This is a genomic window from Crystallibacter permensis, assembly GCF_025960875.1.
Taxonomy (GTDB): domain Bacteria; phylum Actinomycetota; class Actinomycetes; order Actinomycetales; family Micrococcaceae; genus Crystallibacter; species Crystallibacter permensis.
Map to the genome: position 1 here is coordinate 122,821 of NZ_JAODLR010000005.1, position 14,335 is coordinate 137,155.

General features: G+C 67.1%; 9 protein-coding genes. 5 read left to right on the plus strand and 4 right to left on the minus strand.

Features of this window, described 5'->3' with window-relative positions:
* Positions 1-2: 2 nt before the first annotated feature.
* Positions 3-1,454, plus strand: a complete 1,452-nt coding sequence (locus tag B0G38_RS08005) for a DUF58 domain-containing protein (RefSeq protein WP_264668947.1) — start codon at positions 3-5, stop codon at positions 1,452-1,454.
* The gene (locus B0G38_RS08010) at positions 1,451-3,805 is read left to right on the plus strand and encodes a transglutaminase TgpA family protein (protein WP_264668948.1); all 2,355 of its coding nucleotides are present in this window, start codon (positions 1,451-1,453) and stop codon (positions 3,803-3,805) included. The genes B0G38_RS08005 and B0G38_RS08010 overlap by 4 nt, the downstream gene beginning before the upstream one ends.
* Before the next feature lie 98 nt (positions 3,806-3,903).
* Here B0G38_RS08010 and B0G38_RS08015 read toward each other — a convergent pair whose 3' ends face one another.
* Entirely contained in the window at positions 3,904-5,391 is a 1,488-nt protein-coding gene (locus B0G38_RS08015; RefSeq protein ID WP_169991034.1) for an NAD-dependent succinate-semialdehyde dehydrogenase, read from the minus strand.
* A 168-nt stretch (positions 5,392-5,559) separates the two neighbouring features.
* Positions 5,560-6,426 carry a 16S rRNA (cytidine(1402)-2'-O)-methyltransferase gene (gene rsmI, locus B0G38_RS08020; protein ID WP_264668949.1) on the minus strand — a complete coding sequence of 289 codons (867 nt, stop codon included), beginning with the start codon at positions 6,424-6,426 and terminating at the stop codon, positions 5,560-5,562.
* Between the two features lie 482 nt (positions 6,427-6,908).
* Here rsmI and B0G38_RS08025 point away from each other — a divergent pair, with 482 nt between their 5' ends.
* The 3 genes from B0G38_RS08025 to B0G38_RS08035 all read left to right on the plus strand — a co-directional run bounded on the left by B0G38_RS08025 (position 6,909) and on the right by B0G38_RS08035 (position 11,365).
* Positions 6,909-7,463, plus strand: coding sequence for a hypothetical protein (locus B0G38_RS08025; protein WP_264668950.1), 555 nt, complete (start codon positions 6,909-6,911; stop codon positions 7,461-7,463).
* A gap of 387 nt (positions 7,464-7,850) precedes the next feature.
* Positions 7,851-9,494: a dolichyl-phosphate-mannose--protein mannosyltransferase gene (locus B0G38_RS08030; RefSeq protein ID WP_264668951.1), complete on the plus strand. Its 1,644-nt coding sequence runs from the start codon at positions 7,851-7,853 to the stop codon at positions 9,492-9,494.
* 59 nt (positions 9,495-9,553) lie between these two features.
* Entirely contained in the window at positions 9,554-11,365 is a 1,812-nt protein-coding gene (locus B0G38_RS08035; protein WP_264668952.1) for an AMP-dependent synthetase/ligase, read from the plus strand.
* A 33-nt stretch (positions 11,366-11,398) separates the two neighbouring features.
* On the opposite strand, the gene B0G38_RS23220 is transcribed toward B0G38_RS08035, so the two are convergent.
* Both B0G38_RS23220 and B0G38_RS08045 read right to left on the minus strand, forming a co-directional pair.
* The gene (locus B0G38_RS23220; protein ID WP_319801231.1) at positions 11,399-13,159 is read right to left on the minus strand and encodes a TIGR01906 family membrane protein; all 1,761 of its coding nucleotides are present in this window, start codon (positions 13,157-13,159) and stop codon (positions 11,399-11,401) included.
* Between the two features lie 162 nt (positions 13,160-13,321).
* Positions 13,322-14,314: a stage II sporulation protein M gene (locus B0G38_RS08045; RefSeq protein ID WP_264668953.1), complete on the minus strand. Its 993-nt coding sequence runs from the start codon at positions 14,312-14,314 to the stop codon at positions 13,322-13,324.
* Positions 14,315-14,335: the final 21 nt, after the last annotated feature.

The window sequence follows — 14,335 nt, forward strand, 5'->3', positions numbered from 1 at the left end:
CCATGGACCGGTTCGGCTGGCTGCCCACCCGCTACGTGACGATGCGCGGCTGGGGACTGCTCGCCGCCGGCGTCGGCGCCCTGCTGCTGGCGCAGATCTTCGGCCGCCGCGACCTGCTGAGCCTGGCGGTTTTCCTCATCGCCCTGCCCCTGCTCGCCGCGGCGGTGATGGTGGTGCTCAAGCCGCGCTTCGCCGTCGAACGTAAATTCCGGCCCGCCTCTGTGGAGACCGGGCTGATTACGCATGTCCAGCTGTCCGTGAGGCGCACCGGCAGCTTCGGCGGCATCGCCTATATGGAGGAGCAGCTGCCGCACCGGTTCGGCCGCTCCCCCACGTTCCGCTTCCCCGCGCGCTACCCCACGCGGACCGGCGAGAGCATCTACGAGTACCGGCTGCGTTCCGGCAAGCGCGGGATGTTCGGGATCGGCCCCGTCACCGCGGACTTCGAGGACCCCTTTGGGCTGGCCCGGCACCGGCACAACCTGGGCGAGGTTTCGGCGCTCATTGTCACGCCGGCCCCGGTGGAGCTGCCGCCGACGTCGTTAACCGGCGCCCGCGGCACAGACGGCACCGCCAGCACCCGGCGGCAGGCAAATCCGAGCGACGACGACGTCATGACGCGCGAATACCGGCACGGCGACCCGATGCGGCGGGTGCATTGGGCAGCCACCGCGCGGCAGGGCGAGCTGATGGTCCGGCAGGAGGAATCCGTCACCACCCCGCAGGCCACCATCATTCTGGACCAGCGCGTGCACACGTTCGGCAGCGGCCTGCTGCCGTCGCTGTCCGCGGAGCACGACGGCGGGGAGCTGCTGCACAGTTCGCCCGCGTTCGAATGGGCGGTCACCGCGGTGGCCTCGGCCGCACATGACTTCATCCAGCGCAACTACAATGTGCGGCTGCTCGACGTCCACGCCGAACCCGGCCTGCTGCGCTCCCCCTCGGCGCCGTGGCCCGAAGACGAAAGCTTCGTGGGCCCTGCCGGCTACCAGAACCTGGCGGAGGGACTGGCCGCGCTGGGGCTGGCCGAGGATCCGCACCGCAGGTCGGACCGGCCGCAGCCGGGGGCGGAGACGTTCGGGGACCGGCTGATGGACAAGCTCGCCGCACACAAACTCAAGGGCCCGCTGCTGGCCCTGCTGGGCAACATTTCCGCCGCCGAAGCGCGCCTGCTGGCCCCGGCCGCCGAGTTCGGCTCGCATGCCTTCGCCATCCTGGTCATGGACCATCCGCACGACTCCTCGCCGGCGCTCGAGGCCCTGCGCAACGGTGGCTGGCGCGCGGTCGGGGTCAACGCCAAGGCTTCGCTGCCGGCGGCGTGGAGCTACTTCGACGCCCAGGCCGCGGTCACCGCGTCCACCGCCCGGTCCCGCGCGGCCGGCACCGCTGCCGCCGGACCTGCCGCCGCGGGATCCGCCCGCTCCGGCCCCGTCTCCCCGGGAGGCCGACGATGACCGCCACGCTGGACCGCGGACAGGGGCACGGTGCCCGTTCCGGGGCGCCGGAGTACCTCGCGCCGGACAACGGCTCACGACGGCGCCTCCCGACTGGCTCCGGGCCGTGGCTCATGTCCGTCGCAATCGCCGCGGCGGTGGTGCTCACCGCGGCCAACCTGAACGGCGTCATCGAAGGCTGGGCTTGGCTGGGCAACATCTTTTTCACCGTCCTCTGTGTCGAAGCCGGCACGGCGCTGGGACGGGCGCTGAACTGGCCCGCGGTCGCCGCCACGCTGCTGGGGCTGGCGGGTTTGATTGGCTCCGTCACGCTGATGTTCTTCGCGTCCACCAGCTTCCTGGGTGTGGTCCCTGGCCCGGGGACGTTCCGGGCCTTGGGACCGATGGTGGACCAGGCGCAGGAGACCGTCATCTCGCAGGTGGCACCCGTGCTCGCAACACCCGGCATCGTCATGGTGGCGTGTGTCGGCATCGGGCTGGTGGCGCTGCTCGTGGATACGGTGGCAGTCCCGCTGCAGATGCCTGCCACCGCCGGGGGCGGCCTGCTCGCCGTCCTGATGGTGCCGGCGATCATCAAGCCAAACAGCCTCGGAGCGGTGGGTTTCCTGGCCGCAGCCATCGGCTTCCTGCTGATCCTGGGCTGCGCACAATGGCTGGCCGGGGACGACCAGGCCCCCGCGGGCAGCGTCCGGGCCGGGCAGTTCACCCGGGCCGCCTCCATCGGCGCCGCGGCCGTCGCCGTGACACTGCTGCTGCCGCTGGCGATTCCGGGCTTCACAAGCGGAGCATTTCCGCAGGGATCCAGGTTGAACTGGCTGGGCGCGCCCACCGGTCTCAATCCCGTCGTCAGCCTGGGCGACAACCTGCGCCGGCCCGGGGCCTTCGGCCGGATGACCTATGCCACCGATTCCGCTGACCCGCTCTATATCCGGTCCGTGACACTGGAGAACCTGGCCGGCGCGCGCTGGCGGCCCACCGATTCCGACGGCGTCCAGCGCTCGGGGGTCGAACGGATCGGCACGCGGAGCACGCGCGAGCTCATGGAGCGCGGCGAGGTGACCACCACCATCATCAGCACGGGTTCCTTCACCAGTCCCTGGCTCCCGGCCCCCTATGCGCCTGCCGAAGTGGACGGGCTGAGCGGCAACTGGACCTGGGATCCCCGCACGCTCGCTATCCGCGGCACGGGCAACACCACGAGCGCCGACCAGGAGTACACGGTGCGCAGCGTCGAACCAGTATTGACCAGGGCAGGGCTGGAGTCAGCCGATTCGATCGACGCTCCGGTGGTGGATGACATTTTCACCGAACTGCCCGACAGCATGCCGGACATCATCGAGGAAACCACCGCCAATGTGCTCGACGGCCTGACCGAGCCCTATGAGCAAGCGATGGCGGTCCAGAGCTACCTGCGGGGTCCGGATTTCGTCTACTCGGAAGAGGCCCCGGTGGACGGCGGCTACGACCAGAGCGGCTTTGACGTGGTGGGCGCGTTCCTGGAGGAAAAGTCCGGCTACTGCACGCACTATGCCTCGACCATGGCGATCATGGCGCGTACCGCCGGCATCCCCAGCCGCATCGCTGTCGGCTACGCGCCCGGTGATGAGACCGGTGAAGTTTTCGAGATGGACGGCCGGGAGCTGACCGAATACGAGATCGATTCCCGCGACGCCCATGCCTGGCCAGAGCTGTACTTCGAAAACCTCGGCTGGGTGGCGTTCGAGCCGACGCCGGGTCGCGGTGCAGTGCCGGATTATGCGCAGGCGGAAGCAGCGCCCGTTCCGGATCGAGCGGAGGAAGAAAACCTCAATCCCCGTGCCGGGCCAACCCTGCCGCTACCCTCCGCCGGCGCCGACCCGGAAGCCGGAACCGGCACCGCGGCGGAAAGCCTGGCGCCGCGGCTGTGGAGTGCAGCCGGCGCGGCCGCCCTGCTGCTGGCCCTCCTGTCCCCCATGCTGCTGCGCACCTCGCGAACGCGGAAACGCCGCACCCAGCTGCTCGCGCCGGCCGTGCCGGAACGCCAGTCGGCCCTGCTGGCCTGGGAGGAAACGCTCGACGTCGCTGCGGACTATGGAGCGCCGTCCGCGCCGGAGGAATCGGCCCGGGCCTTCAACCAGCGGCTGGCGGCAAGCGGCACCCTCGAAGGCGAGCCCGCCGCTGCGCTGGAACGGCTGCGCGCCGGGTACGAATACGCCGCCTACGCCAATCCGCAAACCCCTGCCCAGCCGCCGGCGAACAGCCGCCGTTGGGAGGACGTTACGTCCGTGGCCGGGCAGCTGAAGGCGAGAAGCTCCTGGCAGCAACGCCTGCTGGGACGCTTCCTGCCCCAGTCGCTCTTCCGCCGCCGTTGACGCTTGGCCCCCGCCGTCGTTGTTGGTATTGAAGGTATGGGTCGTTAACAGCAGCGGGGCGGCAGGCCATCCGGCTTGCCGCCCCGCTGTAGAGCAGGTTAGAGCTGGTCCGCGTACGGATCGGCGATGCCGACGTACTGGGTGTAAAGGTATTCCTCGATGCCCTCGGAGCCGCCTTCACGGCCCAGGCCGGACTGCTTGACGCCACCGAACGGCGCGGCGGCGTTGGAGATGACGCCGGCGTTCAGGCCGAGCATGCCGGTCTCCATCTTCTCGCTCACGCGCAGGCCGCGGTTGAGGTCCTTGGTGTAGACGTAGGCAACCAGGCCGTACTCGCTGCCGTTGGCCAGGGCCACGGCTTCGTCCTCGTCGCGGAACGTGACGATCGGAGCCACCGGGCCGAAGATTTCCTCGGCGAGGATGCGCGACTTCGGCGAGACGTTGGTGAGCACGGTGGGCTGGTAGAAGTAGCCGGGGCCGTCCACGAAAGCGCCGCCGGTCACGGCGGTTGCGCCGTGGGAGATCGCGTCCGTGACGAGTTCGTGCACTCCGTCGCGCGCCTTGCCGTCGATCAGCGGGCCAACGTTGGAGTGCGCCTCGGTGCCGCGGGCCGGGGTCAGCTCGGCGATCCGGGCGGCGAACTTCTCGGCGAAGGCCTCGGAGATGGTGTCCTGCACGATGAAGCGGTTGGCTGCGGTGCAGGCCTCGCCCATGTTGCGCATCTTGGCGGCGAGCGCGCCTTCGACGGCCTTGTCCAGATCGGCGTCGTCGAAGACCACGAACGGGGCGTTGCCGCCGAGCTCCATGGAGGTGCGCAGGACCTTGTCCGCCGAGTCGCGGATCAGGGCCTGGCCCACCGGGGTGGAACCGGTGAAGGAGAGCTTGCGCAGCCGGTCATCCTTGATCAGCGGTCCGGTGACCTTGCCTGCGGTGGAGGTCTGGATGACGTTCAGCACGCCTGCCGGCACGCCTGCCTCGATCATGACCTGGGCGAAGAGCAGGCTGGTCAGCGGGGTCAGGGTGGCGGGCTTGAGGATGGCCGTGCAGCCTGCCGCGATCGCGGGGGCAATCTTTCGCGTGGCCATGGCCAGCGGGAAGTTCCACGGGGTGATCAGCAGGCAGGGGCCCACCGGCTTCTTCTGGACGAGCAGGCGGTTCTTGCCGTCCGGGGCGGTGGCGTAGCGGCCGTTGACGCGCACGGCCTCTTCGGAGAACCAGCGGAGGAACTCGGCGCCGTAGGTAACCTCGCCGCGAGCCTCGGCCAGGGGCTTGCCCATTTCCATGGTCATCAGGAGGGCGAAGTCTTCGGTGCGCTCGGTGACGAGCTCGAAGGCGCGGCGCAGGATCTCGCCACGTTCGCGCGGGGAGGTCTTGGCCCAGTCGGCCTGGGCGGCAGCGGCGGCATCCAGTGCGGCGGCGCCGTCCTCGGGCTGGGCATTGGCGATGGTGAGCAGGACCTTGCCGGTGGCGGGGTCTTCGACGTCGAGCGTCTGTCCGCCGGCGGCGTCGCGCCACTCGCCGTTGATCAACAGACCTGTGGGAACCTTGGCGAGCAGTTCTGCCTCGCGGGTTGCGGTTTCACCCATAGCGGTGCCTCCAATTTTTCAGCATTGAATCGACGGGCGAGCTGCCCAACTGCTTTTACGGTAGGTGGTGGCGCTCACGGCTGTAAATGCAGGACTGCACTAGGTCGCTTTATTACGCCTGTGCAGGTGTACAAGGGCGATAAGTTCGATGGCGCCGGCCGGATCACGTCAGGAGCGCGCGGCCAGCACGGCCGAGTAGAGCTCGCGCTTGCTGATCCGCGCATCAGCTGCGACTGCCGCGACGGCGTCCTTCAGGCGGGAACCCTGGCCGATCAGCTCATTCACCGCTGCAACATGGTCTTCGGCCTGCTCCGGCTCTGCATCCGGGGCTCCGGCAACAACGACGGCGATTTCACCGCGCACTTCGGATGTCTCCGCCCACTCCAGCAACTCGCGCACCGGGCCGCGGAGCACTTCCTCATGCAGCTTGGTCAGTTCGCGGCAGACTGCTACGCGCCGGTCCGGACCGAACGACGTGTGCAGCGCCCTGAGCATCGGCTCGAGGCGGTGCGGCGCTTCGAAGAACACCATGGTCCGCTTTTCGTCCGCCAGGTCGGAGAGCCGCGCGCTGCGCTCCCCTGCCTTGCGCGGCAGGAAGCCTTCAAAGGTGAAGCGGTCCGTTGGCAGGCCCGACAGGGCAAGCGCAGTGAGCACTGCGGAAGGCCCCGGAATGGCGGTGACCACCACGCCGTCCTCGACGGCGGCCTCGACCAGGCGGAAGCCCGGGTCCGACACGGCAGGCATGCCGGCGTCGGTCACCATGATCAGGGTCTTGCCGCCGCGGATGAGCTCCAGCAGTTCGGCGGTCCGGGTGGCTTCATTGTGCTCGTGGTAGCTGATGATTTTCCCGGTGACACTGATGCCCAGCGCGTTCAGGAGTTTGTGGAGCCGACGCGTATCTTCCGCGGCCACGATGTCGGCGGTCTGCAGCAGCTCCACCAGGCGAGTGGACGCATCCCCGATATTGCCGATGGGCGTGCCCGCCAGCACAATTTGTCCGCGGCCCGCGCTGTCCGGCTTTTCCTGCTCATTCACAGGTCAACCCTACCGCTCCGCTGAGTACGCCGCGTCGGCTGGCCACTTCCTTGACTGGAGAAGACAAGGGCGCTGGGTTTCACTGGCACCCCTGTTCTCGCCGGTTGAGGCCGCTGTGGATAACATCTGCGCGGTTTTGGCACTTCTACGCATAATGTCTCCATGCCAAAGCCCACCCCCTTGCCGAGTCCGCTGGACAAGTCTGCATTTACACTCGGAGACGGAGAAAGTGCGGGCCTGACGAGGGACCATATGCGCAACTCCAGCGTGGTAACAGTCGGACGGGGAATTCGAGCACCCAAGGATGCTGATCTGGACTTCGCAGGGAAAGTCCGACCCTACACGCGCATCAACAGCGGAAGCGCAGCTTCCCATGACACCGCTGCCCGTTTATGGGAAATGCCGAGCCCCGAATCGGACACCGGACCGTACTCTTTCCAGACGAGGTCACGTGCGTCAATGGGCTCTTTCTAACGACGAGGGTGCGAACCTGGCTGGATCTCGCGCAGTCCCTTCCTCTCGACGATCTGGTGGTCATCGCGGACCACCTCGTGCGGGTGCCGCGCCCTAATTTTGAAAACCGTTACGAACCGTATGCAACACCCTTTGAGCTCGGCAACATGATCGCCCGCCATCCCCGGAAGAAAGGTGTGCGGATATTGCGCGACGCGTTGCAACTCGTCAGGATTGGCGCGGATTCACCGCCGGAGACGCAACTCCGCCTCGCCATGGTTCGCGCAGGCCTTCCAGAACCGCGTGTCAACGAGCGCATCGTCGACGACATGGGAAATATGCTGCACCCACCGGATCTATCCATCACCGAATTCCGCATCGCGATCGAGTACGAGGGCCAGGGGCACAGCTTGCCGGACCAAATCGACCGGGATATCGGACGAACAGAGCGGACGCTTGCCGCAGGCTGGATCGAAGTTCGTATATCCAAACGCCACATGGCCCACGGAGCGAAGCTTGCAATAGACAAGATCGTTAGCGCACTTATCGAGCAGGGCTGGAAGTATGACGATATTGCCTGCTGAGCATGCGTTTCTTCAGCGGGCGGGCATGCCGCCCGGGATACCGATTCACTCACCTGTGTCGGAGTGGAAGTCGAGTGGAGAAAACACGGGCGCCAGCACATGTCAGCACCCCTGTTTTCTCCACCGGCCTGCTTGGGCGCATTCAGAACTCGCACGTCACCACATTTTCGGACTAGAACAACGAACGACTGAACTTCAGTCCGCTCCCTCGGACGGACAAGTGAAACTCCGGCGACAGAAGTGCACTCCAACAATGTCCAATAGCGACGTTTCGCAGCCCCGGTAGATAAGGTCTGTATGTGGCCTCATTGAACAGTCAGCCCTGCCCACAGCGCCCACGGGGCCGTGCCACCCTGGCTTGCACCCAGCAAGTTACTCGCAGGTAACATGTTCACCGTGTCCCAGCCCATCAGCCACCAGCAGCAGGTGCCGGAGCGCCCGGCGCATTGGCTTCAGACGCCGGCGCATGCCTTCAAGGCAGACGTGCTGAAGCGGCGTCTGCTGGGCTCGCCCGTAGTCTTCGGGATCTGGGGCTGGCTGGTCCCCGTGTTGGCCGCGGCGATCGGCGGAATCCTGCGCTTCTACCGGCTGGGCGAACCCGGCTCCCTCGTTTTCGACGAGACCTACTACGTCAAGGACGCCTACTCCTACCTGCAGTCCGGCTACGAGCGGGAGTGGCCGGAAGAAGCCAACGATTCCTTCAACGCGGGCAACCCGGACATCCTGCTGGACTCCCCCGAGTATGTGGTCCATCCGCCGGTCGGCAAGTGGATGATCGCGTTCGGCATGTGGCTGTTCGGCTCCGACAACGGCTTCGGCTGGCGTTTCGGCGCGGCCCTGGCCGGCACACTGTCCATTTTGATGATCGCGCTGATCGCCCAGAAACTGTTCAAGTCCCCCGTCCTGGGCGGCGTCGCCGGTCTGCTGACCGCCGTCGACGGCCACCATCTGGTGCATTCACGCACCTCGCTGCTGGATATCTTCCTCACTTTCTGGGTGGTCGCGGCGTACGGTGCGCTGCTGCTGGACCGCGACGACGGACGACGGCGGCTGGCCGGCAAAGTGGCGGCCCTCGCCGGACCGTCCGGGGTACCTAATAAACTGCAGCTGCTCTACGGTCCGTTCGTGCTGTGGCGGCCATGGCGGCTGGTGGCCGCGGTCTGCATGGGTCTCGCCGTCGGAACGAAGTGGTCGGCGCTGTCCTTCGTGGCGGTGTTCTGTGTGATGGCCGTGCTGTGGGATGTCAATGCGCGCCGCATTGCCGGAATCCGTGGCTGGATCTCCGGCGGGGTTTTCCGCGACGGCGTACCCGCCTTCTTCACCATGATGCCGCTGGCCGCCGCTACTTATCTGGCCACCTGGACGGGCTGGTTCCTGTCCGAGGACGCCTACCACCGTCAATGGGCCCGGGACAATGCCGGCGGCATCTGGGGCTGGGTCCCGGATCCGCTGCGCTCCCTCGCCGAGTACCACCGCAGCGCCTACACCTTCCACAACGGGCTGGATTCCGAGCACCCGTACCAGTCCAACGCCTGGACTTGGCTCTTCATGGGTCGGCCTACCTCGTTCTACTATCACTCGGATGAAAACGGCGTGAACGGATGCGCCGTCGACACCTGCTCCATCGCCGTGACGGTGGTGGGCAACCCGCTCATCTGGTGGGCCGCGGCGTTGGCGTTGATCGCCGTTGCCTTCGCCTGGCTGGGCCGCCGCGACTGGCGCGCCGGCGCGATCCTGGCAGGTCTGGCCGCCGGCTACCTGCCGTGGTTCCTATTCCCGGACCGCACCACGTTCTTCTTCTATGCCATCTCCTTCCAGCCGTTCCTGATCCTGGCCCTGACCTATGTGCTAGGCCTGTTCCTCGGCAAACGGACCGACCCTGTGTGGCGGCGCCGTCAGGGACTGGTGGTGGTCGGCGGGTTCATCATTGCCGTGCTGCTGGTCTCGGCGTATTTCATGCCGGTCTGGACGGCCGAACAGATCCCCTACGATCAGTGGCGGTGGCGGATGTGGATGCCCAGCTGGGTGTGAGCAGATGGGCCGGGCCACACGAAACTAGAACAACACCTAACGATGAAAGTGAGAACGCGGTGCGCGAAGCGTCAACCGAACTGCTGGAGCGCATGCCGGACGGCTCCAACGTCACAGACATTCTCCTGGCGCGGCACAAACGCAACCCGCAGCATGCCCTCTATGCCGTGAAGCGGGCCGGCGTGTGGACCGATGTGTCCGCCGCCGAACTCCTCGGCCAAGTTTCTTCGCTGGCCAAGGGGCTGATCAACGCCGGCATCCGGCCCGGGGACAAGATTGCCGTGATGTCCAAGACCCGGTTCGAGTGGACGGTGGTGGACCTTGCGGGCTGGTTTGCCGGCGCCGTGGTGGTCCCCATTTACGAGACGTCCTCGGCGCACCAGGTGCAGTGGATCCTCTCCGATTCCGGCGCCAAGCTCGTCTTTGTGGAGGACGAGTCCAAGGCCGCCGTCGTGAATACGGCCATGCTGGAGCTGCCCGCCCCGCTCCCGGTCTGGACCATGGCCGGCAACGAGCCGGGACTGGTCGAACTCCGGGCGCAGGGCGCTGCCGTATCGGATGAGGAGCTGGAGCAGGCCCGCACCTCGCGCACGTTGGAGGATGCGGCGTCGTTGGTTTACACCTCGGGCACCACGGGGCGCCCACGCGGCTGCATCATCACCCACGGCAACTTCGCCGAACTCGCCCTGAACACCACGGAATTCCTGCCTGCCATCCTCAAGGAACCGGGCGCCAAGTCGCTGATGTTCCTGCCGCTGGCCCACGTCCTCGCCCGCGCCGTCCAGGTCATTTGCCTCGCCGCCGACGTGAAGATGGGCCACACGGCGAGCATGGCGGACCTGATCGATGACCTCCGCACGTACAACCCCACCTTCCTGCTGGTGGTGCCGCGCGTGTTCGAGAAGGTCTACGCATCCGCCAAGCAGAAGGCGCACGACGACGGCAAGGGCCGGATCTTCGACGCCGCGGCCGACACCGCCGTCGCCTATTCGCAGGCGGTCGATGTGCGGGACCGCGGCACCGGCTCAGGCCCTGGCCCGGTCCTGAAGCTCAAGCACGCCGTGTTCGACAGGCTGGTGTACGCGAAGCTGCGCGCCGTCTTCGGCGGGCAGGTCGGCTTCACAGTTTCCGGCGCGAGTGCCCTGAATCCGCACCTGGCGCACTTCTTCACCGGCATCGGTGTGCCCGTGCTCGAGGGCTACGGGCTGACCGAATCCACCGCGCCCGCCGCCGTGAATCTGCCGGGCCGCAACCGGATCGGCACCGTCGGCCTGCCGCTGCCGGGCACCACCATCCGCATCGCCGACGACGGCGAGGTGCTGATCAAGGGCATCGGCATTACCCCCGGCTACCACAACAACGAGGACGCCAACCGGGAGAACTTCACGGACGGCTTCTTCCGGACCGGTGACTTGGGGACAATTGACGACGACGGCTTCCTCACCATTTCGGGGCGGAAGAAGGACCTGCTGGTCACGGCCGGCGGCAAGAACGTCGCCCCGGGACCGCTCGAGGATGCGCTGCGGGAGCACCAGCTGGTGTCGCAGGCCGTGGTGGTCGGCGAAGGCAAGCCCTTTGTGGCAGCGCTGCTGAGCATCGATCCCGACGGCTTGGCCGCCTGGAGCAAGTCGCAGTCCCGGGAGGGTATCAGCGTTGCCTCCGCCGGTTCAGACCCGGCCGTGCGGGCGGAGCTGCAGGGCGCGGTGGACCACGCCAACAAGCTGGTCTCCCGCGCCGAGCAGATCCGGAAATTCGCGGTGCTCCGGCAGGAACTGACCGAGGCCTCGGGGCACATGACGCCGTCGCTGAAGCTCAAACGGACGCAGGTCATCGAGGACTTCACGGCGGACATCGACCGCCTCTACAGCTGACCCGGCGCCCCGTCGTGCGGGGCGCCAGAATTGTTAGAAGCCTTCGCGCAGGTCCTGCAGGTAGCGGGCGCGGGCGGCGGCGAGCTTCTCGGAGCTGCGCTCCCGCCGGGACTTGGTCGGCCAGGTGAAGGCCAGCACCAGCGAGGACACCATCAGCACCAGCACCGCGATCACAATCCCGGCGTCCATCCAGAACTGGGCGGGGAACAGCCGGATCAGCGTGTCGTCCACAAAGAACGTCCACGTACCGTCCGCGAAGAAGACCCCGTGGAACGCGGTGAAGAACCCCTGCCAGTTCAGCGCGCCCAGCACGCCGAGCACGATGATCAGGATCAGGGTGGCGGCGGACCCGGCGAACAGGCCGCGGCGGATGCCGCCGGGATACGTGCGCGCCAGGTAAATCACCGCGAGCACGGCCAGGACCAGCATCACTGCTCCGGCAATCCACGCGCCCATGATCACGGTCTTCACGTCCGCCATGTGGCCGACCTCGCTGTCGAGGAACAGCTGGTCCCCGTCCGGCCCCACCAGCCCGCCGAGGTAGCGCGGCCCGGCCCAGTTCAGCAGGTAGTCCACGGTGTACGAACCGTAGGTCATCCGGTCCTCGGTGCTGAACCCGAAACTGTCCGCGGGGAAACCCGGCCGGTGATACTCGATCCACAGGAACAGCGGGGTGCAGACCGCGCGGATCGCCCCGATGATCAGCAGGAACGGGAAAAAGACGGCCAGCATGACCTGCAGGAACCGGCCCGCCGGCGGCTTCGCGTTGACGGCTTCCTCGCGCTCTGCCGCCCTTCGCTCCACGTCCGAAAGCACTGGCCGGTTTGGTTTTTGGGCGCCCGGTTTGGCGCCGGGTCCATTCCCAGCTCCAACGTTGGATCCGCCCACAGCCGAGGACGACGCCGTTGCTGCCGCCCCCGGTGTTTTGCCGGCACCTTTATCTCCGGGCCGGGCGCGGGTCTTCTCCGCCCGCACCGTCTCGTCTGGTCCTGGCTGCCATTCCGGTGCCCGATCGGGCCCAGGGTTCGCTCCGGCGTTCGGTCCGGGGTTTGGTTCGGGGTTTGGTCCGGGGTTTGGTCCGGCATTTGATCCGGGGTTTGGTCCGGGCGTCGATCCGCTTGGAACCTGCGCGTCCTGCGGTTCGGCCGAAGACTTAGCCTCATCCTCCGGTCCGCCCGCGGCAGCCCGACGGCCAGTACTGGGCAGCTCGGAGGAGTCGGGTGACGCCGTGGACGCTGCTTCGCTTGTCGGTCCCTCGCTGCCGGTGGACATTGCCGCCGTGGGAGCAGCCTTCGCCGTTGGGGCTTCAGTGCCGGCGGAGTCTGTTCGCGCCTCGGCTGGCGCCGGGCGATCTTCTCGGGGCTGATCCGGCTTCGCGGAAACATCGGCCTGCGCAGTGGAAACATCGGCCTGCGCAGAAGTAGTGGGCTTCGGTGCCGGGCTCCCCCAGCCGGGGACGGCATCCGGCTTGAAGCGCGACGCGGCAGGAGCACCGCTGCTCTTCCCGTTGGTAGCGCCGCCGTCGCTCTTGGCCGCGGGGGCACCGTCGTCGTTCTTCGCTGAGGAGGCACCGCCGTCGTTATTCTTTTCGGTCCCGCGAGGTTCCTTGTTGAAGGCGCTCAGATCCGGCAAGCGGCTGGCCTTGCGCATCGGCAGCCGGTTGGCCTCGTCAAGGAACCGGCCGCTGGCAGGGACCGGAGGCGCGGGCACCTCCACCGGGTCGCTGTCGGTATCCGGCGCACGATCCGTACGGGGGTTATCAATGTTGCCGGAGATCCGGTCCTCGCCTGCCACGTTCTCCCTCTTTCCTCGCGCTTGGCACGTCTGTTAAAGACAGTACCGCCGGGAGCGTTCCGGCAGCGGATGCCACCCCGACCGCGCCCGATGAGTCGCCGAGTTACCGGCGGCTCCGGCGGGAGTCGTCCCGGTGCCGGCCGGATCCAGTTCAGGGACAGCTCAGCTGGTCCGGGCGACCTCGCCGGCGTCGAAGCGGCCCAGGTCGCCGCGTTCCCCGGCGTTGTAGGCGCGTCGCCCGAGCACCAAGGTGTAGGTCCAGTACGCGGCGAGCACCAGCGCTCCGATGCCGATGCGGGCCCAGTGCGGCAGATCGCTCGGCGTCACAAAGCCCTCGACGAGGCCGGAGATGAACAGGACCAGCACCAGCCCCAGGGCCACGGTGATCAGCGAGCGGCCTTCTTTCGCGAGCGACGCGGCGCGGGTCATCCGGCCGGGCGAAACCCAGGCCCAGAAGATCCGCAGGCCCGCGGCACCGGCAATGAAAATGGCGGTCATCTCCATCAGGCCATGCGGCAGGATGTAGAGGAAGAAGGTGTCCAGCTGGTCGTAGGCGGCCATCATCCCGCCGGCCATGCCCACGCCCTGGGCGTTCATGTAGAGCACGTACGGCACCCAGAGACCAGACACGCCGAAGGCCACGCACTGGGCGGCGATCCACGCGTTGTTGGTCCAGACCATGCCGGCGAAGGACGCGTTGGGGTTTTCCTTGTAGTAGTTGACGAAGTCCTCTTCGACGTACTGGCGCAGCTCTTCGTCCGAGCCGATGGCCTTGATGACCTCGGGGTTGCCGGTGACCCAGGCGCCGAAGAGCCAGGACACCAGGATAAAAACGACGCCGATAATGACCGTGAGCCAGCGGATCCGGTAGAACGCGGTGGGCAGCGAAAGCACGAAGAAGCCGGCAACGTCTTCCGCGAAGTTGGAACGCGCGCCGGTGAACTTGGTGCGTGCACGGGACAGCCGGGTGGAAAGCGCGCCGGAGAGCTGGCTTTCGGGTGCGATCGAGCGGATCATCGACAGGTGCGTGGAGGTGCGCTGGTAGAGCACCAGCAGCTCGTCGGCTTCCTCGCCGGTCAGGCGGCGCTTGGCACTGAGCTCGTCCAGGCGTTTCCAGTCATGCTGGTGCACCGCGGTGAAGGCATCGATATCCACGCCTCCAGCCTATCGCTCGGT